Origin of the sequence: Pseudonocardia tropica (assembly GCF_040105315.1) — a bacterium.
Taxonomy (GTDB): domain Bacteria; phylum Actinomycetota; class Actinomycetes; order Mycobacteriales; family Pseudonocardiaceae; genus Pseudonocardia; species Pseudonocardia alni.
In genome coordinates this window covers 253,383-276,939 of the sequence record NZ_JBEDNP010000007.1, presented here as the reverse complement: position 1 = coordinate 276,939, position 23,557 = coordinate 253,383, and the positions used below count along the sequence as shown (strand labels likewise).

Here is a 23,557-nt window from a genome sequence, read left to right as displayed (position 1 = left end):
CTCGCGGTCGTTCACACGACACCCATCTGAAGGGACACCGAACCCACAGCGACTCACTGGAGGGTCCATGACCGCACTGACCGGGAACGACGCACCGCGCCTCGCGCGCGCCGCCGGGGACCGCTACCCCACCCGCGTCTCGACCACCCCCGCCTTCGTCGACCGCGCCGAGCCCACCGTGTGGGGCGACCGCGCGAGCGCGGGCATGTTCGGCGCGCAGGAGCTGGAGGCGCACCAGCGCGACGGCTTCGTGCAGGTGCCGGGTCTGCTCACGCCCGGTGAGGTCGAGGAGTACCGGGCCGAACTCGACCGGCTCGCCCACGACCCCGGGGTCCGCGCGGACGAGCGCTGCGTCGTCGAGAGGTCCTCCGACGAGGTCCGCTCGATCTTCGAGGTGCACCGGATCTCCGAGCCGATCGGCCGGCTGGTGCGCGACGAGCGGGTGCTCTCCCGGGCTCGCCAGATCCTCGGCTCCGACGTCTACGTCCACCAGAGCCGCATCAACTACAAGCCCGGCCTCGGCGGTGGCGGCTTCTTCTGGCACTCCGACTTCGAGACCTGGCACGCAGAGGACGGCATGCCCGGCCCGCGCGCGGTGAGCTGCTCGATCTCGCTGACCGACAACCATCCGTTCAACGGCTGCCTGATGATCATGCCGGGCTCGCACCGGACCTTCGTGTCCTGCGTCGGCGAGACCCCGGAGGACTACCACCTGACGTCGCTGACGGAGCAGCGGATCGGGACCCCGGACCCGGCGTCGATCGCGAAGCTCGCCGATCGCCACGGCATCGCGATGATGACCGGCGAGGCGGGCGGCGCCACGTTCTTCGACTCCAACTGCATGCACGGGTCGGGGGACAACATCACCCCGTACCCGCGCTCGAACATCTTCCTGGTGTTCAACAGCGTCGAGAACGCCCCCGTGGCGCCGTTCTCCGCGCCGCGGCCGCGGCCGTCGCACCTCGCCGCCCGCGACCGGACCCCGGTGCGCTGAGGCCCGCGCTCAGGCGTCCTGGAGCGGGGAGAGCTCCGGGCGCTTGGGCCGGTAGGCGTCCCACGTGTGCGTGCCGCGCAGCCGCTTGCGCAGGTAGGGCATCACGTGGTGGGTGACCCACCGCAGGTCCTCGGCCTGGCGCGCGGTCCACGGGGCCGGTCCGGTCTCGGGCTCCGGCCACGGCCCGCGCCAGTCCGGGGCCTGCTCACCGAGGGTCTCCAGCACCCGCCAGGCGACCCGCTCGTGCGCGTGCGGGACCAGGTGCAGCCGGTCCGGCCCCCAGGCCCGCGGGTCGGCGAGGCAGTCCATCGCCCACAGGTCGACGACGCGGCAGCCGTGCCGTTCGGCGGCGGCCCGCATGTCCTCGTTGTAGCAGGCGATCCGGCCGCGCAGCCTGCGGATGAACGGGTGCATCCGGCGCAGGTCGAAGCCGGTGAAGATGAGCACCTCGGCGCCGGTCGCGACCAGCCTGCCGAGTGCGGCGTCGAAGCGGGCGGCGAGGTCGTCGACGTCGCAGGACCAGCCGATGATGTCGTTGCCGCCGGCGCAGAAGGTGACCAGGTCGGGGCGCATCCGTTCGGCGACCGGGATCTGCTCGTCGACGATCTGGTCCAGGACCTTCCCGCGCACGGCGAGGTTGGCGTAGCCGAAGCCGGGGCGGCGGTGGGCGAGGGTCTCGGCGACGCGGTCGGCCCAGCCGCGGGCCCGCCCGTCGGGGGTGAGGTCGTCGAGCCCCTCGGTGAAACTGTCGCCGATCGCGACGTAGCTCCGGTGCTGTGCGTGCGTCTGCTGGTGCATCGGCACGGCCCCCTCTCGTCCCCGGTCCTCCGCGTGCCTTGTCTGTTGTTCACCGCAACGATGTCCGGTGTTACCGCGATGATCACCCTGTTCCGGGCTGTCCGCCAATCGGATCCCGTCGACCCGGCGCGCGGGATAGGGCACCCTCAGCGGGGTGACGTCCGATCGTGCTCCGCACACCGCATCCCGGGAGGACCCGAGGCTCGCCGACCTGCTCGGTGGCCGGGCCGGTGCGGTCGACGCCTCGATACCGGTGGTCGCGTTCGTGCTCGCCTGGGTGGTCGCGGGGGCGGCGGGGTCGGGGTTCCCGATCAACTGGGGGGCCGGCGCGGCGATCGTCGCGGGGGCCGCGGTGGCCGGGTGGCGCCTGTACCGGGGCCGGCGGCCGCGGGCGGTGCTGTTCGGGCTGGCCGGGGTCGTCGTCGCGGCCGGGATCGCGCTGGTGACCGGGCGGGCGTCGGACTTCTTCCTGGTCCAGATCGTGTCCAACGTCGGCAGCGCGCTGGCCTGGGCGATCTCGATCGTCGTGCGGTGGCCGCTGCTGGGAGTCGTCGTCGGCGGGCTGCTGGGGCAGCGCACGAGGTGGCGGCGCGATCCGGACCTGCTCCGCGGGTACCAGCGGGCGTCGTGGGCGTGGGTGGCGCAGTACGTCGTACGGCTGTCGGTGTTCCTCCCGTTGTGGGCGGCCGACCAGGTCGTGCTGCTGGGTGTCGCGCGGACCGTGCTGAGCCCGGTGCTGGTCGGGCTGAGCGTGCTCGTGTCGTGGCCGTTGCTGCGTACGGCCCTGCCGGCCGATCACCCGGGCATCCGTCACCCCCGGTGACAGACCCTGACACCTGGTAGCGCTAGAATCGTGATCTTCCCGTGACCTTCCCTCGGTCGTGTGAAGGTCACCACTTCGGGTGATCGTCCGGCGCAATCGTGGCCTCCCGGACGTTCTCCCGGGGCGAGCCGCCGCACCGACGATCACTGCAAGGAGCCATGCCACACCAGCGCACTCCGGAGCCCGAGTTCGGCGACGCCCCCCGTGGTGTCCCCGGCCCGGCCCGTCCCCCCGCCCAGCCGTCCGCTCCCCGACCCGGCACCGGTCGCCCGGTGGCCGCCCCCGACGCCCCGCGGCTGCCCCGCCAGCGCACCGCGCACCCGCCCCGCACACACGGCGGCCGGGTCCCGCAGCCACCGTCGGGCATCGTCCGCGGCCGGACCACGCAGACCCCGCCCGGTGGCCGTCCGGTGAGCCCGGTCGTGCCCGGGCCGGGCGTGCCCGACGGGACCCCGCCCGGCGGGCGCCCGCGCACCCGGGTGCTGCCGCCCGCGTCGGACACGACCCGCGCGGCCGGTCCCGGCGGTCCGGTGGGACCGGTCGGTGGTGGACCGAACGGACCCGGTGGGTCCGGGGGCTCGGGCGGGTCCGGTGACGGATCCGGCGACGGTTCGTCGCACACCACGAAGGCGAGCGGTCTCAAGGCCGACCTCAGCCCGACGAAGATCGCGGCCGGCGCCGGTGCGGCGATCGTCACGGCGGTGCTCGGCTCGTTCCTCGGCGCGGTCGGCACGGTGATCGGCGCGGCGCTCGGCTCGATCATCTCGACGCTGGCCACCACGCTGTTCACCCGCTCGCTCGAGGTCAGCAAGGACAAGGCCCTCGAGCTGAAGGACAAGGCGACCCGGCGCGGCAAGGGCGTCGCCGAGGGCACCGCGGTCGCCGCGCAGAACGGTGCCGGCCGCGGTCTCGCCGGGCCCACCGGCGAGGAGACGGTGCTGCTGGACCCGTGGCAGACACCCGGCGGCACCACCCGCGCCGCCGGAGGGGGCCGCGGCCGGTTCCGCCGGGTCCGGGTCACCCGCAAGACGGTCATCGTGTCCGCGGTGCTCGGCGTCGTCACCTTCGCGGTGTCGATGTTCCTGATCTCCGGCATCGAGTTCGTGAAGGGCTCGTCGCTGTCCGGCTCGTCCGGGACCTCGGTGAGCAGCGTCGTCCGTGGCGGCGCTCCGCCCGCCCAGCAGGAGAACGACCGGGGCGAGGGCTCCGGGGGCGACTCGTCGACGTCGTCGTCGGGCTCGACCTCCACCGAGGAGTCGGGCACCAGCACGTCGGAGTCGACGACCGGCACCCGTGACCGGGACTCCGGTCAGGACGGCTCGGGCTCGTCGAACCCGCTGCAGGACGGGCTGAACCGGGTCCTGCCGACCCAGCAGCCGGGCTCCGGCCAGTCGGGTCAGGACTCGGGCGGGCAGAACTCCGGCGGCCAGGGCTCGGGCGACCAGGGCTCGGGCCAGGGTTCCGGCACGCAGAACTGACCCGCGTGCCCGCGGCGCCGGATCCGGCGCCGCGGGACCGGTTCGAGCGCGGCCGCCCCGACGAGGCGGGGCTCGGGTGGCCGGGCCCGGCGCAGGCGGGCCCGGCGCAGGCGGGCTCAGCGCAGGCGGGCCCGCAGCGCCGCCGCGGCCGCGCCCGGGTCCTCGGCCTCGGTGATCGCCCGGACGACGACGATCCGGTCCGCACCGGCGTCGAGGACCTCGTCGAGGCGGTCGCCGTCGATGCCCCCGATCGCGAACCACGGCCGCGCCGGGGCCCGTCCGGCGACCGTGCGCACCAGGTCCAGGCCGGGCGCCGGGCGTCCCGGCTTGGTCGGGGTGGGCCAGCACGGGCCGACGCAGAAGTAGTCCACACCGTCCTCGTCGGCGGCGGCCAGGGTCTCGGTGGTGCTGTGCGAGGACCGGCCGATGAGCACGTCGTCGCCGACGACCCGGCGCGCCCACGCCACCGGCAGGTCGTCCTGGCCGAGGTGGAGCACGTCGGCGCCCGCGGCGAGCGCGACGTCGGCGCGGTCGTTCACCGCGAGCAGCGCTCCGTGCCGGCGGCAGGCGTCGGCGAGCACCTCCAACGCGGCGAGCTCGGCGCTCGCCTCCAGCGGCCCGCCGGGCCCGCCCTTGTCCCGCAGCTGGACGATGTCGACCCCGCCGGCGAGCGCGGCGTCGGCGAACTCCGCCAGGTCACCACGCGCGGTGCGGGCGTCGGTGCACAGGTAGAGGCGGGCGTCGGAGAGGCCGTCGAGCCGGGCGCGACGGGTGTCGCCGGTGCCGGGACGGGTATCGGTGTCGGACACGGCTCGCAGGCTACGGCGTAGCCTGGGCCCCGGACGACGACGAACCACGGGAGCCCGGGCAGCGGGCTGAGAGGGGACCCGCGATGCGGTCCCGACCGTCGAACCTGATCCGGGTCATGCCGGCGCAGGGAGTGAGGTGGATCCCATGAGCGCGACTGCCGGACGGCTGGTCGTCGCGGGTGGCGGGGCCGTCGGCCTGTCCGTCGCCCGCGCGGCGGCCCGCGACGGCTGGGCGGTGACGCTGTTCGACCCGGCCCCCGGACGCGGCGCGTCCTGGGTGGCGGGCGGGATGCTCGCGCCGGTCACCGAGGCCTGGCCCGGCGAGGAGGACCTGCTCGCCCTCGGGCTGGACTCGGTCGCACGCTGGCCGGAGTTCGCCGCGGCCCTGTCCGCCGACGCCGGCACCGACGCCGGGCTGCACCCGGAGGGCACCGTCGTCGCCGCGACCGGGTCGGGGGACCGCGCCGAGCTGACCGCGCTCGCGGACTACCTGGAGTCCCTCGACCGCGACGTGCACCGGCTGACCGGTCGCGAGCTGCGGCGGCTCGAACCCGCGCTGGGCCCGGAGGTCCGCGGCGGCCTGTCGGTGCCCGACGACCCGTCGGTGGACAACCGGCGGCTGCTCGCCGCACTGGCGACCGCGGCCGGGCGGGCCGGGGTCGTCGTCTCCGACCGCGGGGTCGAGCGCGTGCTCGACGACGGAGACCGTGTCACCGGCGTGCGGCTCGCGGACGGGACCGAGGTCGCGGCGGACGCGGTCGTCGTCGCGGCGGGGGCGCACTCGTCGTCGCTGCACCCGGTGCTCGACGGGCTGGTCCGCCCGGTGAAGGGCGAGATCCTGCGGCTGACCCGGCGCGCCGGGGCGCTGCCGCCGCCGTCGCGGACGGTGCGGGCGCTCGTCGACGGACGGCCGGTCTACGCCGTGCCGCGGACGCTGCCCGGGTACGGCGACCTCGTCGTCGGCGCGACGACGGCGGAGAACGGCTTCGACACCGACGTCACCGTCGGCGGGGTGCGCGACCTGCTGCGCGACGCCGAGCGGATCCTGCCCGGGATCGCCGAGTACGCGCTGACCGAGACCGCGGCCGGGCTGCGGCCGGGCAGCCGGGACAACCTGCCGCTGATCGGGCGGACCGGGCCGGACGGGCTGATCGCGGCGACCGGGCACGGCCGCAACGGGATGCTGCTGGTACCGGTGACCGCGGCGGCCGTCGCGGCGCTGCTGCGCGGCGACGACGTGCCGGGACCGGTCCGCGCGGCGGACCCGCGACGGTTCGCCCCGGCCGCCGCCGGGGCACGCGAGGAGGGGAACCACTGATGCGGATCGTGCTGAACGGCGAGCACCGCGACGTCGACGACGGCGCCGACCTCGCCCGGATCCTGGCCGAGGCCGGGCTGCCGGAGCGGGGGATCGCCGTCGCCGTCGAGGGGGAGGTCGTGCCGCGCACGTCGTGGGCCGGGCACCGCCCCGCCGACGGCGCGCGGGTCGAGGTCCTGACCGCGGTACAGGGAGGATGAGCATGGTCGTGCAGACCGACAAGCTCGCGTTCGGTGACCACCTGTTCGACTCGCGGCTGGTCATGGGCACCGGCGGTGCCGCGAACCTGGAGATCCTGGAGCGGGCGCTGGTCGCGTCCGGCACCGAGCTGACGACGGTGGCGCTGCGCCGCGTCGACGTCGCGGGCGGGACCGGGCTGCTGGACCTGCTGCGCCGCCTCGGGATCGCCGTGCTGCCCAACACCGCGGGCTGCCGGACCGCCGCCGAGGCGGTGCTCACGGCGCGGATGGCGCGCGAGGCGATGGAGACCGAGCTGGTGAAGCTGGAGGTCGTCGCCGACGAGACGACGCTGCTGCCCGACCCGGTCGAGCTCCTCGACGCCGCCGAGCAGCTCGTCGACGACGGCTTCACCGTGCTGCCCTACACGAACGACGACCCGATCCTCGCCCGTCGCCTGGAGCAGGTCGGGTGCGCCGCGGTCATGCCGCTCGGCTCGCCGATCGGCACCGGGCTGGGTATCCGCAACCCGCACAACATCGAGATGATCGTGGCCGCCGCGGGGGTGCCGGTCGTGCTCGACGCCGGGATCGGCACCGCCTCGGAGGCGGCGCTGGCGATGGAGCTGGGGTGCGACGCCGTCCTGCTCGCCACCGCCGTCACCCGCGCCGCCGACCCGGAGCGGATGGCGCGCGCGATGCGCCGCGGGGTGGAGGCGGGGTGGGACGCCCGGCACGCCGGCCGGATCCCGCGCCGCTACCGGGCGCAGGCGAGCTCCCCGGAACGCGAGGACTGACGGTCCGGCGCGTTCCGCGGAGCTCCCGGAACGCATCGGGAGGCCTCCGTGCCGCCGGGCCAGGGCGCGGTAGAGGTCCGGGTCGGTCCGCGCCCGTCGGCGGGCCTGCTCGGTCAGCTCGCCGCGCGCCTTCGCCACGGAGCCGAGCACCAGCCGGTCGGCGGGCAGCTCGGAGTTCGGCGCGACCGTCGACCCGGCGGCGACCGTCGTGGTCGGGACGACGAAAGGCGTCCCGGTCGTCCCGGTCGTCCTCAGTCGTGCGGGTGTGCGTGCAGGCCCAGGTCGGACAGCTCCAGCGCGGCGAGCGCCGCCACGACGGCGGGGTCCCCGGACCGCCACGCCGCCGCCGGGTCCGGCGCGACCCGGACCAGCCGCGACACCGGCACCCGGGACAGCGCCCGCACGGCCAGCAGGTCCGGCGCGGTGGCCCGCGCGGCGACGGCGGCACCGGCCCGCCGGGCGTAGCGCAGCCGCAGCGGCAGCCAGCCGAGCAGCACCGGCAGCAGCATCACCAGCGGGACGACGACCAGCGCCCCCGTCGCGAGGGTGCCGACGGCGTCGCCGAACTCCCGCCCCGCCGCGACGAGCTGGGTGCCCGCCCCCGCGGCCGGATCCAGCGCGCGAGCGAGGTCGGACCCGACGAACGGGATCGACCCGACCGCCCCGGCGACCCCGGTGAAGGTGTCGGAGACCCGCCCGCCCGCGGCGACCAGCGAGTCGCCGGGCCCACGCAACGCGGACAGCCCGTCGTGCACGGCCACGCCGGCGGTGACGGCGAGGACCGTCCACAGCAGCGCGACGACGTCGGCGACGACCTGGCGGGCGATCCGGTCGGGGCGTTCGGCGTACCAGCGCATCGGTCCTGTCTACCGGGACCGGGTACGTCGGAGTCAGAGGAGGCCGAGCTTGGTGGCCGCGTAGACCGCTTCGGCGCGGCGCGACACCATCAGCTTGCGCATCAGGTTGCCGACGTGGAACTTGACCGTCGTCTCGGAGATGAACAGCTCGGCGCCGATCGCGCGGTTGGACAGCCCCCGGGCCAGCAGGCGGAGCACGTCCAGCTCGCGGTCGGTCAGCCGTTCCCGGTCGGGCATCCCGCCGGACAGCGATCGCACCATCGCCGACGCCGACCGGGCGTCGAACGCGCTCTCCCCGCGGGACACCGCGCGGATGGCACGGACGAGTTCGGTGGTGTCGACGTCCTTCACCACGTAGCCGCGGGCACCGGCCTGTACCGACTCGACGACGAGGCGGTCCTCGGCGAAGGTCGTCAGCACCAGCACCCCGATACCGGGGTGGTCGGCGCACAGCTTGCGGCAGACCTCGAGACCGTCGGTCTGCGGGCCGGACGCCAGCTTGAGGTCGAGCAGCACCACCTGCGGCCGACCGGCCGCGACGGCGGCGAACGCCTCCGGCGCGCTGCCCGCCTCGCCGACGATGCGCAGGTCGTCCTCGCGCTCCAGGACCGCGCGCAGTCCCTGGCGCATGATCGAGTGGTCGTCGACCAGCACGATCCGGATCGGCCGTGCCGCGACGCCCGCGGGACCGGGACCGGGGCCGGTGCGGGTCGCGGCGGTCCCGCCGGACCCGTGCATCCCGCCGCCCGGCGCGTTCCCCCCGCCCTGCCCTGGGCCCGCCTGACCGGGGATGCCGTGACCACCGCCGTGACCACCGCCGTGGCCGGGGCCGCGCGCGCCGACACCGGCTCCGCCGCGGGCATCCGGTCCGCTGCTGCGGGCGTCCGTGCCGGTGCCGCCCCGGGCGGTGCTGCCGGTGACGTGCCCGGGACCTCCCGGGGCGGTCCGTGTGCCGCTGCTCATCCGAGCTCCTTCCCCGGCGTCCCGATCGGGACGTCCACCTGCACCTGCAGTCCACCGATCCGCGAGCGGCGGAACCGCAGGGTCCCGCCCATCTCGCGGGCGCGAGCGTCCATGTTCACGAGACCGCGGTGCTCCCCGGAGGGGCCGCGGACCGACGCCGCACGCAACGTGCGGCGGATCTGCTCGGGGGAGGCGCCGCCGTCGTCGGAGATCGACAGGCGGACGCGGCCGTCGGCGTAGGCCAGCCGCACCACCGCCCGCGACGCCGACGCGTGCATCGCCGTGTTGAACAACGCCTCGCCGGCGATCCGGAACAACGACTGCTCGTGCTCGTGCGGCAGCGGCACCGGGGCCCCGCCGATCGTCACCTCGACCCGCAGCTCGTCGGGCATGTGCACGGTGGACAGCTGCCGCAGCATCGAGGGCAGGTCCTTGTCGGCGTGGTCGTCGTCGTTGAGCGCGTAGATCGCCGACCGCAGCTGCTCGACGGCGCGCCGGGTCAGGTCCTTGGCCGTGTCGAGGTGCTGGAGCAGGTCCGGCTCGGTGATCTCCGACCGGCACAGCTCGATGTGCATCCCGGCCGACAGGGCGTACTGGGTGACGCTGTCGTGCAGCTCGCGGGCGATGCGGTGCCGCTCGTTGTCGAGGACTTCCCGCTGTCGGGCCGCCCCGAGCGCCTGCTGGGTGAGCATCAGCTCGTCGTTGCGGACGCGCAGGTCCTCGGCCTGGGCCGCGGTGCGCGCGTGCAGCAGCTCGGCCCGCTCCAGCAGCGCGCAGTTCTGCAGCGCCGACGCCGTCTGACCGGCCAGGATGCGCAGCACCGAGTGGTCGGTGTCGTCGATGTGGCGTTCCGGCGGCGTCCACGCGACGAACCCCCCGACGGTGCGGCCGTCGAGCCGGATCGGGACGTGCAGGTGCCGGGGGCGCGGGTCGTCGTCGTCGTGGTGGTGGTGGCCGTCGCCGTCGTGCAGCCGTTCCACGTGCCGGCGTACGCGCTCGGGCACCGACCCCAGGTCGGCCCACTCGACGCCGTCCGGCCCGAGGACGACGTGCCGGGGCGCGGCGTCGGGCAGCTCGCCGTCGACGAGTCCGAGCACGACCCAGTCCGCCGACAGGTGGTCGGCGGCCGCGTCGGCGACGGCGCGGACCAGCGCCTCGGAGCCCTCCATCGTGCGGACCAGCGCGGCCGAGATCCGGTCCAGCGCGAGGATGACCCGGCGCAGCCGCTCGGCCCCCTCGCGGTACTCCGGGTAGAACGACGGCTTGCCCGTCCGCAGGCCGGTGAGCTGGTCGAGGTCGGGGCGGGCCCGGCCCCCGGCGGCCGGCGACGAGGGCGGTGCGGGTGTGCGGCGGCGCGGGAAGCGGGCGGCGGCGGTCACCGCGGGGGCCTCCGTGCCGGCGTCACAGCGCTTCCCGGAACAGATTCTCGATCTGCTCCACGCTCGCCGTGCGCGGGTTGGTGGTCAGGCAGGCGTCGCCGAGGGTGAGCCGGGACAGCCGCGGGACGTCGGCCTCGCGCACGCCGATCGCGGCGAGCCCGGTCGGGACGCCGACCTCGTCGGCCAGCTTGCGGACCTCGGTCGCGACCATGTCCACGGCCTCGTCGCCGGGCATCCCCGGACGCGCGGGCAGTCCCATCGCCTGGGCGATCGGGACGAAGCGCGCCGCGTCCGCGTCGGAGGCCGAGCCGTTGAACCGGATCACGTGCGGCAGCAGCACGCCGTTGATCAGGCCGTGCGGCAGGTCGAGCATGCCGCCGACCTGGTGGCTCATGGCGTGGGTGGCACCGAGGATCGCGTTCGTGAACGCCAGGCCCGCCTCGAGCGCGGCCTGCGCCATCGCGGTGCGCGGCCCGTCGTCGTGGCGGCGGATCATCGTGGTCGGCAGGTTGGCGTGGACGAGTGCGACCGCGTGCAGCGCGTGCGTGTCGGTCAGCGGGCCGTGGGCCAGCGACACGAACGCCTCGATGCCGTGGGTCAGCGCGTCCAGGCCGGTCGCGGCGTTGAGCCAGTCCGGCATGGTGACGAGCAGCCGCGGGTCGACCACCGAGACGTCCGGGACCAGTGCCCGGCCCATGATCGTGATCTTGGTGAGGCGTGTCGTGTCGGTGATGATGCAGAACTGGGAGACGTCGGCGCCGGTGCCCGAGGTCGACGGCACCATCACCAGCGGCGGGATCGGGTTGGCGATGCGGTCGATGCCCTCGTAGTCCAGGATCGTGCCGCCGTTGGCCGCGAGCAGGGCGACGCCCTTCGCGGCGTCGATCACCGAGCCGCCGCCGACGCCGATCACCACGTCGCAGCCGGAGCTCTCGTAGCGCTCGAACCCGGCCTGGATCTCGTGGTCCTTCGGGTTCGGGGTGATCTCGTTCCACAGCTGCGGGCGCAGGCCCGCGGCGCGCAGGTGGCGCAGCAGCTCGGCGGGCCACCCGGCCTCGGTCACCCCCGGGTCGGTGACGACGAACGGCCGCCGCGCACCGAGCCGCAACGCGGCGTGCGCGGTCTCCGGCAGCGAGTCCGGCCCGAAGACGATCTCGGGGGCGTGGAACTTGGACAGCCGCGGCCGCGGTTCCCGCGGGCTGTGCGCCGCACGGACGGTGTAGCCCTCGTCGGTGCCGGGCGTGCCGGTCCCCCCGTCGAGCACGAGAACGGTCTCCCGCCGCACGGTCCCGCGGTGCCCGTGGTCAGGGGTGACGGAGCCGGCCGAACCGGTGAGGACCACGTTGCCCTCCTCCTACTGCTGCACGTTTCGACTCGCCGCTCGACGACGGCGACGAGCGGGTTGGTCACGAGCGACTGCCCACGGTACAGGGGCGCCCCCTCCCCGGGCCCGCTCGATCGGTGGGCGGCAGGAAGGACCGCAGGTGGGGGCCGGTGTCCGGATCGGCCCCGTCCTGACCGAAAGCGGAGGGACTCAGGACGCGTGGATGGGGCCCTCGCGTTCGGCCAACCGGATGCCCTCTCCGCCCCAGTGCTGGGCGATCATCTCCGCGGCGATCGACACCGCGGTCTCCTCCGGGGTGCGGGCGCCCAGGTCCAGCCCGATCGGCGACGACATCCTCGCGATCTCGGCCTCGGCCACGCCCCGCTCGCGCAGGCGCTCGAGCCGGTCGTCGTGGGTGCGGCGCGAGCCCATCGCCCCGATGTAGCCGACCTCGGGCAGCCGCAGCGCGACCTCCAGCAGCGGCACGTCGAACTTCGGGTCATGGGTGAGCACGCACAGCGCGGTGCGCTGGTCGATCCGGCCCGCGTCGGCCTCGGCCTGCAGGTACCGGTGCGGCCACTCGACGACGACCTCGTTGGCCCCCGGGAAGCGGCTCGCGGTCGCGAACACCGGACGGGCGTCGCAGACGGTCACCCGGAAGCCGAGGAAGGTGCCCATCCGGGCCACCGCGGCGGCGAAGTCGATCGCCCCGAACACGATCATGCGGGGCGGCGGCGCGAACGACTCGACGAAGATCTGCAGCCCCTCCCCGCGACGCTCGCCGTGGACGCCGTAGGTCAGCGTCGCGTTGCGGCCGGAGTCCAGCAGGCCGCGGACGTCGTCGCGCACGGCGTCGTCGATCCGTTCGGACCCGGTGCCGCCCTCGGTACCCCGTCCGTCGACCCCGGCCGGCCAGACGATCAGGCGCCTGCCGAGCAGCTCCGAGGGCCCCGCGACGACCGTGGCCACCGCGACCGGGTCCTCGTCGCGGATCGCCTCGGCGATCCGGCCGAGCTGGGCGTAGGTCTCCGGGGTCACCTTCTCCACGAAGACGTCGAGGATGCCGCCACAGGTCAGGCCGACGGCGAACGCGTCGTCGTCGGAGACGCCGTAGCGCTGCAGCACCGGTCGTTCCTCGGACAGCACCTGCTGCCCGAGCTCGTAGACCGCGCCCTCGACGCAGCCGCCCGAGACCGACCCGACGGCCTCGCCCGCCGGGCCGACGAGCATCGAGGCCCCCGGCTGGCGCGGTGCGGACCGGAAGGTCCCGACCACGGTCGCCAGCGCGGCGGGCTCACCCTTGCGCCACCAGTCTTCGAGCTGGTCGATCACGTCACGCATTGCGCACCACCTCGAGCAGTTTCTCCAGCGTGTCCAGGCTGTGCCCGGCCAGCAGGTCGTCCAAGTGCGGAAGGGCCGCGACTATTCCCCCCTGGACCGGCGCGTAGCCGTCCTTGCCCGCGTGCGGGTTGACCCAGATCAGCCGGTGGGCCAGCCGGGACAGCTGCTCGGCCTGGGCGCCGAGCAGCTCGGTGCCGCCGCGCTCCCAGCCGTCGGAGAAGACGACCACGACCGCCCGCCGGGCCGCGCCGCGACGTCCCCAGCGGTCGACGAAGGCCTGCAGCACCTCGCCCAGCCGGGTGCCGCCCGACCAGTCGGGGATGGCCCTGCCCGCGGCGCGCAGTGCGTGCTCGGGGTCGCGCAGCCGCAGCTCACGGGTGATGCGGGTGAGCCGGGTGCCCAGGGTGAACGCCTCGACCGAGCGCGGCGAGCGGCGGACGACGACGTGGGCGAAGCGCATCAGCGCGTCCGCGTAGGGCTCCATCGACCCCGAGACGTCGATCAGCAGCACGACCTTGCGCGGCCGGCGCGAGGTGTCGCGCCGGGCCGGCCGGAAGATCTCGCCCTGGTTGCGTAGCGCCGCGCGCAACGTGCGCTGCGGGTCGGCCTCACCGTGCCTGTCGCGCCTGCGGCGCCGCGACGCCCGGGTCGGCGGCTCCGGCCTCAGCAGGGTCATCAGCCGGCGCAGGTGCTCGCGCTCGGCGGGGGAGAGCTCCCCGAGGTCGCGGTTGCGCAGGATCTCCGCGCCGGTCGCGGCGGCCTTGATCTGCGGACCGTCGGTGTCGTCGGAGTCGTCCTGCCCACCCTCGCCGGGCAGCAGCGCGGCCAGCTTCGGCGGTGCGGGCGGGCGGTCGTCGCGGTTGCTCGCCGGGCGGTTGCCGGTCGGCTCGAACCAGGACGGGAACGCCAGGTCGTACCGGACGATGTCGTCGGGGTCGGCGCACAGCGTCAGCCGGCCGGCCCAGTACGCCTGGTCCCGGTCGGTGACCTCCAGGGTGTCGAGCGCCTGCAGGTAGGCGGTCACCCGGTCCTGGGTGACCGGGACCCCCGCCGCGCGCAGGACCTCGGTGAACCCGACGAATCCGGTCAGCAGCTCGTCGGTGGTGCCGGTGGGCTCCGCCGCAGGCGGCCGTGGCGGGGCCGCCGGGGACGGGCTCGGGGGGACGGTCATCGCGGCCGGGGTCAGGACGCCAGCAGGGTGTCGAGCTGCTTGTGGACCCGGTCGGCGTCCTCCCGGTACTTCAGGACGGCCCCGAGGGTGCGCGCCGCCGACTCCGTGTCCAGGTGCCGGGCACCGATCAGCTGCAGCGCCCGGGCCCAGTCCAGGGTCTCCGCGACGCCCGGGGGCTTGATCAGGTCGGTGTGGCGCAGCTTCTGCACGGCCCGCGCGACCGACGCGGCGAGGCGCTCGGGCACCTCGGGCAGCCTGCTGTGCAGGATCTCGATCTCGCGCTCGATGCTCGGGTGCTCCAACCAGAGGTAGAGGCAGCGCCGCTTGAGCGCGTCGTGCACCTCCCGCGTCCGGTTCGAGGTGAGGACGACGACCGGAGGCGTCGTGGCGCGCACCTCCCCGAGCTCGGGGATGGTCACCGCGTGCTCGGTGAGGACCTCCAGCAGGAAGGCCTCGAACTCGTCGTCGGCGCGGTCGATCTCGTCGATGAGCAGCACCGACGGACTGGTGCGCAGCGCCTGCAGGATCGGGCGGTCGAGCAGGAAGCGCTCGTCGTAGAGGCCGGCCTCGACGGTGTCGGGGTCGAACCCGTCGCGCCCGCTCGCGGCCTCCAGCGTGCGCAGGTGCAGCAGCTGACGGGGGAAGTCCCAGTCGTAGAGGGCCTGGGCGGCGTCGATTCCGTCGTGGCACTGCAGGCGGATGAGCGGTGCGTCCAGCGTGGCGGCCAGTGCCTGGGCGAGCGCCGTCTTACCGGTCCCCGGCTCGCCCTCGCAGAAGAGCGGACGGTTCATGCGCATGGCGAGGAAGGCTGCCGTCGCGAGACCGTCGTCGGCGAGGTAGCCGGTCGCGCGCAGCGCGTCGGCGAGCTCGGCCGGGCTCCCGGGGCCGGGTGCGGGTTCGTTCACCGAACCAGCATGCAGGACGAGCAGTGAACGCGGCCACAGCAGGAGGGTCCCGCTCCGCCGCGCGGGCGGGTCCGGGACCTCCCCGTAGGGACGAACGAGGTCCCCGGAAGGTTCGAGTTGCTTCCGGATCAAAAATGTTCATGACCGCGTGATACGTCCGTGATGTGAAGCCGTTGACCAGTGCTTTTAGGGAGAATCTGATAATTACATCGTTGTTACAGTGATTCCGCTCACGGACTCCTTCATTGACGAATTCTTTCCGCGCATTCACCTTTCTCGTCGGCCGGTCCACCGGAGCGGCCGCTTGAACGAGCCACACATCCGGACCCGCCGCGCCGAACCACCCCCGTCCCGCGGCTGTCCGGTCCGTCGAGGAAACGGAACGGGACGGGGACGAGAGAGACCACCTCCGCGGGCGTCATGGACGTCGCTCCCCGGTCCCGATCGACGCACCCGCGACGACACGGTGGGCACCCCTGTGCCCTGGGGACCTCCTGCGCGGAGTGTGCGTGTCCTCGGGACGGCGCGGTGGGAGCGAAACAATGACCAAGGGACCCAAGGGCCGAAGTCTCCTGCGCATGGCTGCGGCGGGTGTCGTCGCGGTCGGCGCGACGGCTGCGATCGCCGGTACCGCCAACGCCGCCCCGGACGACGTCTGGGACCAGCTCGCCCAGTGTGAGAGCGGCGGCAACTGGTCGATCAACACGGGTAACGGGTTCTCGGGTGGGCTGCAGTTCACGCCGTCCACCTGGAAGGCCTTCGGCGGCTCCGGCTCGGCGCAGAACGCCAGCCGCGCCGAGCAGATCGCCGTCGCCGAGAAGGTGCTGGCCGCCCAGGGCTGGGGCGCCTGGCCGTCCTGCTCGAAGAAGCTGGGCATCACCGGCCACTCGGCCGACACCGGCAAGCGTGTGAAGGCGTCGGCCCCCGCCGCCTCCGCGCCGAAGAAGAAGGCGTCCGCCCCGGCCGCCGGTGGCTACACCGTCAAGTCGGGCGACACGCTGGGCCGGATCGCGGCCGCGCACGGCACCTCGACGGCGAAGCTGGCCGCCGCGAACGGCATCGGCAACGTGAACGTGATCAGCGTCGGCCAGGTCCTGAACCTCGGCTGATCCCGCCGACCGTCCCCGGACCGCCATCCGGGACGGACGGCACGGGGCGCGCGGTGTCCCCAGCACCCGCTCCGGCGGACGACGGCCCGGGTCCCCTTCCCCCCGTGGGGAGGCGGACCCGGGCCGTTCCGTCGTTCCGGGGTGCGCCCGCCGGTCTCAGGTCGAGTTGACCCACTCGTCGGAGCCGTCGGCGAACCGCTGGTGCTTCCAGACCGGCAGCAGCCGCTTCACCTCGTCGACGAGCTCGGCGCAGGCGGTGAACGCCTCCCGTCGGTGCTCGGCGGCGACGGCGCAGGCGAGGGCGACCTCACCGATGTCGAGCGGGCCGACCCGGTGGCTCACCGCGAGCGCCCGGACGCCGGGGGAGTGCGCGGCCACCTGCTCGGCGACCTCGGCGACGATCCGGGCGGCCGTCGGGTGCGCGCTGTACTCCAGCCCGTGCACCGACTTCCCGCCGTCGTGGTCGCGCACGACACCGGCGAAGGTGACCACCGCGCCGGCCGCGGCGTGCTCGACCAGTCGGGCGTGCTCCTCGACGTCGAGCGGCTCCTCGCCGACGGCCGCTCGCAGGACCGTCGCGGAACGCGTGGTCGCGGGATCGGTCATCGGTGGTCTCCTCCGTGCAGCTGGTCGACCGCGTGGTCGAGGACCCCGGCGAGCACGCCGAGGCCGTCCTTCACCCCGCCCGGGGAGCCGGGCAGGTTGACGATCAGGGTGCGGCCGGCGACCCCGGCCAGACCGCGGGAGAGCACCGCGGTGGGCACCTTCTCCTCCCCGGCGCGGCGGATCGCGTCGGCCAGGCCCGGGATCTCGTGGTCGAGCACGGCCCGGGTGACCTCGGGGGTGGCGTCGGTGGGGGAGATGCCGGTGCCGCCGGTTGTGACGACGACCGCGACCCCGTCGGCGACGGCCGCCCGCAGCGCCTGCCCGACCGGCTCGCCGTCCGGCACGACGACCGGGTCCGGGGTGTCGTAGCCGCGCTCGCGCAGCCAGGCGACGATCGGCGGCCCGCCGCGGTCGGTGTAGACGCCCGCCGCGGCGCGGTTGGACGCGGTGACCACCCGGGCGGTGCGCGTGGCGCTCACGCCCCGCGCTCCCACAGCCCGGTCTTGCCGCCCTCCTTGCGCTCGACGCGCACGGCGTCGAGCACGGCGGCCGGGTCCACCGCCTTGATCATGTCGTGCAGGGTGAGCCCGGCGACGGCGACCGCGGTCAGTGCCTCCATCTCCACCCCGGTGCGGTCGGTGGTGCGGACCTCGGCGCGGATGGCGACCCGGCCGGCGTCGCCGTCGGTGGCCGGGGTCAGGTCCAGCGTCACCCCGCTGATCGCGATCGGGTGGCAGAGCGGGACGAGGTCCGGGGTGCGCTTGGCGCCCATGATTCCCGCGATGCGGGCCGTGGCGAGCGCGTCGCCCTTGGGGAGGCCGTCGGTCTCCAGCAGGTGCACGACCTCGGCCGTGGTGTGCACGGTCCCGGTCGCGACGGCGGCGCGGCGGCCGGGCTGCTTGTCGGAGACGTCGACCATCCGGGCCGCCCCGGCGTCGTCGACGTGGCTGAGCGCGGGGCCGGGCCGGTTGTGCTCGGTGGTCACGAACCCGACAGTACGGGGCGTCGGTACGGTGGCCCCCGCCACTCCGTGTGCACGGACCGAGGCCACCGGATGGCCTAGTGCCTGTGATCTGTATCACGTTTGTGGAACCGATCGCACGGTTTGCACGAACGTTTCCGGTTCGTGATCGGGGCTCACCACCTGCGCAAACGCATGATCCGAACATCATGTGTCCGGTACGTCCGACGCCACGCCGGGTCGCCGCCGACTTTCGCGTCGTCCTGACGTGACCTACCTTCGGTCCCGGCTCGGCCGACTCCCCCATGCGGCCGGGCTCCGGTGCCGCAACGCTCCCTGTCCGGCGGTCCACCGGCCCCCGAGGTATCGGTGTGGGACAGGGCCGATCGTCAGACGGATCGGTGGCCGCTCCCCCGGCCGCCGGAACGGGCACCCACTCCCCGGGTGCGGTTCGGGTCGCGTCACGCGGGAGACCTGCCATGCCTCGTTACCGTGGGAAACACCGCAAACCGAGCACTGCCGGCCGCACGATCGTCCGGACCGCCGTCGCCGGTGCCGTCCTCGGCGCCCCGATGCTGGCCGTCGTGGGCACCGCGAACGCCGCCACCGACTCCACCTGGGACTCGCTCGCGCACTGCGAGAGCACCGGGAACTGGGCCGCGAACACCGGCAACGGCTACTACGGCGGCCTGCAGTTCAGCCCGAGCACCTGGAAGGCCTACGGCGGCGGCGAGTACGCCACGTCGGCGCACCAGGCCAGCCGGGCCCAGCAGATCGCCGTCGCCGAGAAGGTCCTGGCCGCCCAGGGCTGGAACGCCTGGCCGTCGTGCTCCTCGAAGACCGGCGCGTCCGGGTCCGCCACGCCGCGGACCCCGGAGACCGACTCCGGCACCCGGGCCCCGGAGCGCGTGAAGGCCAGCGCCCCCGCGGCGTCGTCCGGCGGCACCTACACGGTGAAGTCCGGCGACACCCTGGGGAAGATCGCCGCCGCGCACGGCATCGCGAACTGGAAGGACCTGCTGTCCAAGAACCCGGGCCTCGGCGCCGGACACCTGATCACCCCCGGTCAGGTCATCAACACCTGATCCCGGCACGACGATGCCCCGGTCCCTCCCGGAGGGACCGGGGCACGCGCGTGTGTCGAGGGCCGGTGCGGTGGCTCAGGTACCGGCGAGGCGGCGCAGCTGTCCCGGGGTGTCGACGTCGTCCGGGACGGCGACGTCGCCGCACTCCACCAGCTCCACGTCGGAGCGGTCGGCCAGGTAGTCACGGGCGCCGGAGTCCCCGGACGACAGCGCGACGACGCCGGACCAGTGGTCCCGGCCGAGCAGGACGGGGTGCCCGGGGACGCCGTCGAACGCGGCGCGCCGCAGCGACGACGGACCGGCGCCGTCGACGACCCGGCGGATCGCCTCCGGCCCGATGCCGGGCAGGTCCACCAGGTGCACCAGCGCCGCGCCGGTGCCGGGCAGGTGGGTCAGCGACCCCAGCCCGCGCCGCAACGACGCGCCCATGCCCTCGTCCCAGTCCTCGGCGACCACGACACCGACGTCACTGCCGTCGGTGCCGAGGCCGGCGCCGCGCAGTACGTCGGTGACGTCGTCGGCGCGGGCGCCGAGCACGACGGTGACCGGGCCGCACCCACCCGCCTGCAACGCCTTCACCGCCCGCACCGCGAGCGGCTCACCGTGCAGTCGGACCAGCGCCTTCGGGGTGCCCATGCGGCGCCCGGCGCCGCCCGCGAGCAACAGGCCGGCGACCACGGTCAGCGGTTGATCTCGGTGACCGGGTGCTCGTAGGGCACGCTGGCGACCGGGAACTCGATGTCACCGAACGGCGACATGTTTCCCTGGACGCTGCCCAGGAGCTCGGTGACCGGGTGGTCGCCGTCCTCGGAGTGCGGCCATTCCGGGTGGATCCGGTCCTGCTTCGCGGGCTTGGCGGCCATCGCGTCCTCCAGCGTCGTCGTCCGGTCCCGGGCGGGACCGCGGAGTCTCCCTGTGCCCAGTATCGCGGACGCGGGCGCGGCTGTCCGCCCCGGTGCGCCCGCGATCGTCCGACTACCCTGGCGACGATGCAGACGTCCCTGGTCGAGTGGTTGCGCGGGCAGGACGACGGGTTCCTCGCCGCGCTGCTGCGCGCGCGTCCGGACCTCGCCGTCCCACCCCCCGGTGACCTCACCGTGCTCGCGACCCGCGCCTCGATCCGGGCGTCGGTGCAGCGCGCCTGCGAGGACCTCGACACCGTGGCGCTGACCGTGCTGGACGCGCTGGTGCTGGCGACGGCCTGGCGGACCCCGGCCGACGCGACGACGTCCGGCGCGGGCCTGCGCGGCTGGCTCGGCGCCGACGTCGACGCGGCCACCGTCGCCCGGGGACTCGCCGCGCTGCGCGACCGCGCGCTGGCCTGGGGCCCGGACGACGCGGTGTCGCTGGTCCCCGCGGCCGCCGACGTCGTCGGGCCGTGGCCCGCCGGGCTCGGCGCCCCCGCCACCGGCGCGGCCGCGAGCTCCGAGCTCGACACGCTGCTCGCCGGGGTGGGCGACGACGAGCGCAAGGTCCTCGACGTGCTGGCCCAGGGCCCGCCGGTCGGGCGCTCCCGCAACGCGAACGGCTCGACCGGGCCGGTCGGGTCGCTCGTCGGGAAGGGACTGCTCGTGCGCCGCGACGCCGACACCGTCGAGCTGCCCCGCCAGGTCGCGCTCGCCCTGCGCGGCGACCGTCCGATGGGGCCGCTGGACCTGTCCCGGCCGGACGTCCCGCTGCGCGCGCGGGAGACCTCGCTGGTCGACGGCACCGGCGCGGGGGCCGCGCTGGAGTTCCTGCGCCGCACCGACCTGCTCCTGGAGTGGCTGGCGCGGGAGTCCGTGCCGGTGCTGCGCTCGGGCGGGTTCGGCGTCCGCGAGCTCAAGCGTGCCGCGAAGGCGGCCGACACCGACGAGCCGACCGCCGCGCTGGTCCTCGAGATCCTGCACGCCGCGGACCTGGTCGGGGCGACGGAGTCGGTGGCCCCGGAGTGGCTGCCGACCACCACGTGGGACGTCTGGGGGACCGGTCCGGAGGAGTCCCGCTGGGCGGTGCTGGCCCAGGCCTGGCTGGAGCTGCCGCGACTGCCCGGGCTGGTGGGGCACCGCGACGAGACCGGTAAGCCGATCACCGCCCTGTCCGACGGGCCGCGCCGGCCGCCGGCCGCCCGGGACCGCCGTCGGGTCCTGGACGCGCTCGCCGACCTCGCGCCCGGCACCGCGGTCGGATCGCCGGAGGACCTGGCGCGGCTGCTGGCCTGGCACGCCCCGCGGCGCGGCGGGCGGCTGCGCGACGAGACGGTCGGCTGGACCGTCGCCGAGGCCACCGCGATCGGCGTGGTCGCCCTCGACGCGCTCACCACGTCCGGCCGGGTGCTGCTCGACCCCGCGCTGCGCCCGGACCCTGCGCACCCCACCCGGCACCCCACCGAGCTGGCCGCGACGCTGCACGCGGCGCTGCCCGCCCCGGTGGAGGAGATCCTGCTGCAGGCCGACCTGACCGCCGTCGCACCCGGGCGGCTGTCGGCGGACCTCGCGCACGAACTCGCGATCCTCGCCGAGGTCGAGTCCGCGGGCGGCGCCACCGTGTACCGCTTCACCGAGCGCAGCCTGCGACGGGCGCTGGACACCGGCCGCACCGCCGACGACGTCCGCGCGATCCTCGAGGCCCGCTCCCGCACCCCGGTCCCGCAGACGTTGACCTACCTCGTGGACGACGTCGCCCGCCGGCACGGCAGGCTGCGCGGCGGCGCGGTCAGCTGCTTCCTGCGCTCCGACGACGAGGTGCTCCTGTCCGAGGTGCTCGCGCACGAGGCGGCCGAGGAGCTGGGGCTGCGCCGGATCGCCCCGACCGTCGTGGTCAGCTCGCTGCCGCTGGCCGAGGTGCTCGACGGGCTGCGGGCCGCCGGGTTCAGCCCGGCGGCGGAGGACGCGGGCGGTGCCGTCGTCGACCTCGGGCCGAAGGGGCGGCGCACCGAGCCGCGGTTGCGTCGCGGCACCCGCGACGCCGGCCGGGGCGTCGACCGGTCCCCGACGAACCGGGCCGAGGAGCTCGTCGAGCGGCTGCGGGCGGGGGACCGCCTGGCCGGGGTGCGCGACAGCGTCGCCGGGCGGCGTGAGCTCACCGGCGCGACCGGGAACCTGGCCTCGTTGCAGGAGGCGGTGCGCGAGGGCCGGACCGTGTGGATCGGCTACGTCGACGCGCACGGTGTCGCCGGGGACCGGGTGCTCGCGCCGGTCTCGGTCGGCGGCGGGTACGTCGAGGGTCGTGACGCGCTCGACGGCGAGCTGCGCCGCATCCAGCTGCACCGCATCACCTCGATCGCGCCGGTGGACGCCGGATCGGAGCAACCGGCCGGACGCGACTAGCCCCGGACGCGGTACCCGGGTCGGTCGGGTGCGGGTCAGCGGGCGCCGGCGGCCATCCGCTGGTGCATCGCGTGCTGCACCAGCGCGATCAGGGTCTCCTTGGTCGACTGCCGGTGCCGGGCGTCGCACACGACCATCGGGACGGCCGGGTCGATCGACATCGCCTCGCGCACGTCGTCGAGGGTGTGCTGCAGCTGCCCGTCGAACGCGTTGACCCCGACGACGTAGGGCAGGCCCCGGTCCTCGAAGAAGTCGATCGCGGCGAAGGAGTCGGCCAGGCGCCGGGTGTCGACGAGGACGACGGCGCCGATCGCGCCGCGGACCAGGTCGTCCCACATGAACCAGAACCGCTGCTGGCCCGGCGTGCCGAACAGGTAGAGCACCAGGTCGGCGTCCAGCGAGACGCGGCCGAAGTCCATCGCGACGGTCGTGGACCGCTTGTTGGGGGTGGCGGAGAGGTCGTCGTGCGACGCGCTCGCCTCGGTCATCACCGCCTCGGTGGTCAGCGGCATGATCTCCGAGACCGACCCGACGAAGGTGGTCTTCCCGACGCCGAACCCACCGGCCACCACGATCTTGGCCGACATCGTCGCGGCACGGGCCGTCCCGGCCGCGGGCTGGGGCGGCTGTGGCCTAGAGCCGACGGAGTCCACTCAACACCCTTTCCATCAGCGCGAGGTCCGGCGCGTTGCCGGGGGTGCTCGCGGTCTGGTGAACGGTCACCGTGCCGTTCGAGGCCATGTCCCCGAGCAGCACCCGGGCCACGCCCAGGGGGAGCGACAGCAGCGCCGCGACCTCGGCCACCGAGCGGGTCTGCTCGAGCAGCAGGTCGGCGACGGAGCGGTGCTCCATCGGCAGCCGTTCCAGCTGGCTGCGGGCCCGGTTGCTGACCGAGACCAGGGTCTCGACTGCCAGCTCGTAGCCCGACTTGGTCCGTCCCCGCGTCCAGGCGTAGGGCCGGACGAAGGCGGCGCCACCCGCGGACGGGGGCACCGGCGGCGGCGCTGCCACTGGGTCGTGCGCGGGGCTCGGCCCCGTGTCCTGTGCCGGGTACGGCGACGGCCGGTCCGGCCGGTCACCGGTCCGCTGGGCCTCCAGCTCGGCCGGGGTGGGCGGCAGCCCGTAGGCCGCCGACCCGCCGATGGGGCCGGTCACCTCCGCCGGGTCCGGCGGTGGGACCGGGCGCCCGGGGGCGGCGACCTCCGGCTCGACGTCGTCCTCCGGACGGTTGCGCCCCCATCGGCGCTTCTTCGGCTTGCGCTTGGAGTCCAGACTGAACCCGTTCATGACGTCGGCGAACGTCGGCTCGGGGCCGTGTCCGCCCGGGTCCTGGGTCATCGGATCTCACCCGCTCT

Annotated in this window: 25 protein-coding genes and 1 riboswitch; of the genes, 9 read left to right on the top strand and 16 right to left on the bottom strand. The window is 75.0% G+C overall.

Annotated elements, in window-relative coordinates; genetic code table 11:
- The first annotated feature begins 67 nt into the window (after positions 1–67).
- Positions 68–994 carry an ectoine hydroxylase gene (gene thpD / locus WHI96_RS14335; protein WP_345653506.1) on the top strand — a complete coding sequence of 309 codons (927 nt, stop codon included), beginning with the start codon at positions 68–70 and terminating at the stop codon, positions 992–994.
- Between the two features lie 9 nt (positions 995–1,003).
- Here thpD and WHI96_RS14330 read toward each other — a convergent pair whose 3' ends face one another.
- The gene (locus tag WHI96_RS14330) at positions 1,004–1,792 is read right to left on the bottom strand and encodes an SGNH/GDSL hydrolase family protein (protein WP_345653510.1); all 789 of its coding nucleotides are present in this window, start codon (positions 1,790–1,792) and stop codon (positions 1,004–1,006) included.
- Between the two features lie 154 nt (positions 1,793–1,946).
- Between WHI96_RS14330 and WHI96_RS14325 the strand changes: the two genes are divergently transcribed.
- Together WHI96_RS14325 and WHI96_RS14320 are read left to right on the top strand one after the other, a co-directional pair.
- Complete coding sequence (locus WHI96_RS14325; RefSeq protein ID WP_345653513.1) at positions 1,947–2,615, top strand: DUF3159 domain-containing protein; 669 nt, start codon at positions 1,947–1,949, stop codon at positions 2,613–2,615.
- A 158-nt stretch (positions 2,616–2,773) separates the two neighbouring features.
- A complete protein-coding gene (locus tag WHI96_RS14320; protein ID WP_349302389.1) occupies positions 2,774–4,093 on the top strand; it encodes a hypothetical protein in 1,320 nt (439 codons plus the stop codon).
- A gap of 116 nt (positions 4,094–4,209) precedes the next feature.
- Here the strand turns inward: WHI96_RS14320 and thiE are convergent, their stop codons facing one another.
- Positions 4,210–4,911, bottom strand: a complete 702-nt coding sequence (gene thiE / locus WHI96_RS14315) for a thiamine phosphate synthase (RefSeq protein ID WP_425571726.1) — start codon at positions 4,909–4,911, stop codon at positions 4,210–4,212.
- Positions 4,912–4,941: 30 nt separating this feature from the next.
- Positions 4,942–5,050: riboswitch (TPP riboswitch) on the top strand.
- Between thiE and thiO the strand changes: the two genes are divergently transcribed.
- The 3 genes from thiO to WHI96_RS14300 all read left to right on the top strand — a co-directional run bounded on the left by thiO (position 5,048) and on the right by WHI96_RS14300 (position 7,193).
- Positions 5,048–6,220 carry a glycine oxidase ThiO gene (gene thiO / locus WHI96_RS14310; RefSeq protein ID WP_345653521.1) on the top strand — a complete coding sequence of 391 codons (1,173 nt, stop codon included), beginning with the start codon at positions 5,048–5,050 and terminating at the stop codon, positions 6,218–6,220. Its footprint overlaps the riboswitch before it by 3 nt.
- Positions 6,220–6,420, top strand: a complete 201-nt coding sequence (gene thiS / locus WHI96_RS14305; protein ID WP_345653524.1) for a sulfur carrier protein ThiS — start codon at positions 6,220–6,222, stop codon at positions 6,418–6,420. The genes thiO and thiS overlap by 1 nt, the downstream gene beginning before the upstream one ends.
- A gap of 2 nt (positions 6,421–6,422) precedes the next feature.
- The gene (locus tag WHI96_RS14300; RefSeq protein ID WP_345653527.1) at positions 6,423–7,193 is read left to right on the top strand and encodes a thiazole synthase; all 771 of its coding nucleotides are present in this window, start codon (positions 6,423–6,425) and stop codon (positions 7,191–7,193) included.
- 251 nt (positions 7,194–7,444) lie between these two features.
- Here WHI96_RS14300 and WHI96_RS14295 read toward each other — a convergent pair whose 3' ends face one another.
- The 7 genes from WHI96_RS14295 to WHI96_RS14265 all read right to left on the bottom strand — a co-directional run bounded on the left by WHI96_RS14295 (position 7,445) and on the right by WHI96_RS14265 (position 15,133).
- Positions 7,445–8,050, bottom strand: a complete 606-nt coding sequence (locus WHI96_RS14295) for a hypothetical protein (RefSeq protein ID WP_345653530.1) — start codon at positions 8,048–8,050, stop codon at positions 7,445–7,447.
- 33 nt (positions 8,051–8,083) lie between these two features.
- The gene (locus WHI96_RS14290) at positions 8,084–9,013 is read right to left on the bottom strand and encodes a MadR family response regulator transcription factor (protein WP_345653533.1); all 930 of its coding nucleotides are present in this window, start codon (positions 9,011–9,013) and stop codon (positions 8,084–8,086) included.
- Positions 9,010–10,392, bottom strand: coding sequence for a MadS family sensor histidine kinase (locus tag WHI96_RS14285; protein ID WP_345653536.1), 1,383 nt, complete (start codon positions 10,390–10,392; stop codon positions 9,010–9,012). Before WHI96_RS14285 ends, WHI96_RS14290 begins: the two co-directional genes overlap by 4 nt.
- A 22-nt stretch (positions 10,393–10,414) precedes the next feature.
- Entirely contained in the window at positions 10,415–11,734 is a 1,320-nt protein-coding gene (locus tag WHI96_RS14280) for an iron-containing alcohol dehydrogenase (RefSeq protein ID WP_345653539.1), read from the bottom strand.
- Between the two features lie 192 nt (positions 11,735–11,926).
- A complete protein-coding gene (locus tag WHI96_RS14275; RefSeq protein ID WP_345653542.1) occupies positions 11,927–13,057 on the bottom strand; it encodes an XdhC family protein in 1,131 nt (376 codons plus the stop codon).
- Entirely contained in the window at positions 13,050–14,228 is a 1,179-nt protein-coding gene (locus WHI96_RS14270; protein ID WP_345653545.1) for a vWA domain-containing protein, read from the bottom strand. The genes WHI96_RS14275 and WHI96_RS14270 overlap by 8 nt, the downstream gene beginning before the upstream one ends.
- Positions 14,229–14,239: 11 nt before the next feature.
- Positions 14,240–15,133, bottom strand: a complete 894-nt coding sequence (locus WHI96_RS14265; protein ID WP_345653548.1) for an AAA family ATPase — start codon at positions 15,131–15,133, stop codon at positions 14,240–14,242.
- Positions 15,134–15,675: 542 nt separating this feature from the next.
- Here WHI96_RS14265 and WHI96_RS14260 point away from each other — a divergent pair.
- Complete coding sequence (locus WHI96_RS14260) at positions 15,676–16,242, top strand: transglycosylase family protein (protein WP_345653551.1); 567 nt, start codon at positions 15,676–15,678, stop codon at positions 16,240–16,242.
- Between the two features lie 156 nt (positions 16,243–16,398).
- On the opposite strand, the gene WHI96_RS14255 is transcribed toward WHI96_RS14260, so the two are convergent.
- From WHI96_RS14255 to moaC, 3 genes are read right to left on the bottom strand one after another with little or no spacing between them, the layout of a single operon-like run.
- Positions 16,399–16,848 carry a molybdenum cofactor biosynthesis protein MoaE gene (locus WHI96_RS14255; protein WP_345653554.1) on the bottom strand — a complete coding sequence of 150 codons (450 nt, stop codon included), beginning with the start codon at positions 16,846–16,848 and terminating at the stop codon, positions 16,399–16,401.
- A complete protein-coding gene (locus WHI96_RS14250; RefSeq protein ID WP_345653557.1) occupies positions 16,845–17,327 on the bottom strand; it encodes a MogA/MoaB family molybdenum cofactor biosynthesis protein in 483 nt (160 codons plus the stop codon). The genes WHI96_RS14255 and WHI96_RS14250 overlap by 4 nt, the downstream gene beginning before the upstream one ends.
- The gene (gene moaC, locus WHI96_RS14245) at positions 17,324–17,833 is read right to left on the bottom strand and encodes a cyclic pyranopterin monophosphate synthase MoaC (RefSeq protein ID WP_083474373.1); all 510 of its coding nucleotides are present in this window, start codon (positions 17,831–17,833) and stop codon (positions 17,324–17,326) included. The genes WHI96_RS14250 and moaC overlap by 4 nt, the downstream gene beginning before the upstream one ends.
- A gap of 455 nt (positions 17,834–18,288) precedes the next feature.
- Here moaC and WHI96_RS14240 point away from each other — a divergent pair, with 455 nt between their 5' ends.
- A complete protein-coding gene (locus WHI96_RS14240; RefSeq protein ID WP_345653562.1) occupies positions 18,289–18,894 on the top strand; it encodes a LysM peptidoglycan-binding domain-containing protein in 606 nt (201 codons plus the stop codon).
- Between the two features lie 75 nt (positions 18,895–18,969).
- Here the strand turns inward: WHI96_RS14240 and WHI96_RS14235 are convergent, their stop codons facing one another.
- Both WHI96_RS14235 and WHI96_RS14230 read right to left on the bottom strand, forming a co-directional pair.
- On the bottom strand, positions 18,970–19,572 hold the full coding sequence (locus tag WHI96_RS14235; RefSeq protein WP_345653565.1) for a nucleotidyltransferase family protein: 603 nt from the start codon (positions 19,570–19,572) through the stop codon (positions 18,970–18,972).
- A gap of 2 nt (positions 19,573–19,574) precedes the next feature.
- A complete protein-coding gene (locus WHI96_RS14230; RefSeq protein ID WP_020623622.1) occupies positions 19,575–19,757 on the bottom strand; it encodes a hypothetical protein in 183 nt (60 codons plus the stop codon).
- 126 nt (positions 19,758–19,883) lie between these two features.
- On the opposite strand from WHI96_RS14230, the gene WHI96_RS14225 reads away from it, so the two are divergent.
- Positions 19,884–22,202 (top strand): helicase-associated domain-containing protein, encoded by a 2,319-nt coding sequence (locus tag WHI96_RS14225; RefSeq protein ID WP_345653570.1) that lies wholly within the window; start codon positions 19,884–19,886, stop codon positions 22,200–22,202.
- A 35-nt stretch (positions 22,203–22,237) separates the two neighbouring features.
- Here the strand turns inward: WHI96_RS14225 and WHI96_RS14220 are convergent, their stop codons facing one another.
- Together WHI96_RS14220 and WHI96_RS14215 are read right to left on the bottom strand one after the other, a co-directional pair.
- Entirely contained in the window at positions 22,238–22,855 is a 618-nt protein-coding gene (locus WHI96_RS14220; RefSeq protein WP_425571723.1) for a GTP-binding protein, read from the bottom strand.
- The gene (locus WHI96_RS14215; protein WP_345653573.1) at positions 22,836–23,540 is read right to left on the bottom strand and encodes a DUF742 domain-containing protein; all 705 of its coding nucleotides are present in this window, start codon (positions 23,538–23,540) and stop codon (positions 22,836–22,838) included. Before WHI96_RS14215 ends, WHI96_RS14220 begins: the two co-directional genes overlap by 20 nt.
- Between the last annotated feature and the right edge of the window lie 17 nt (positions 23,541–23,557).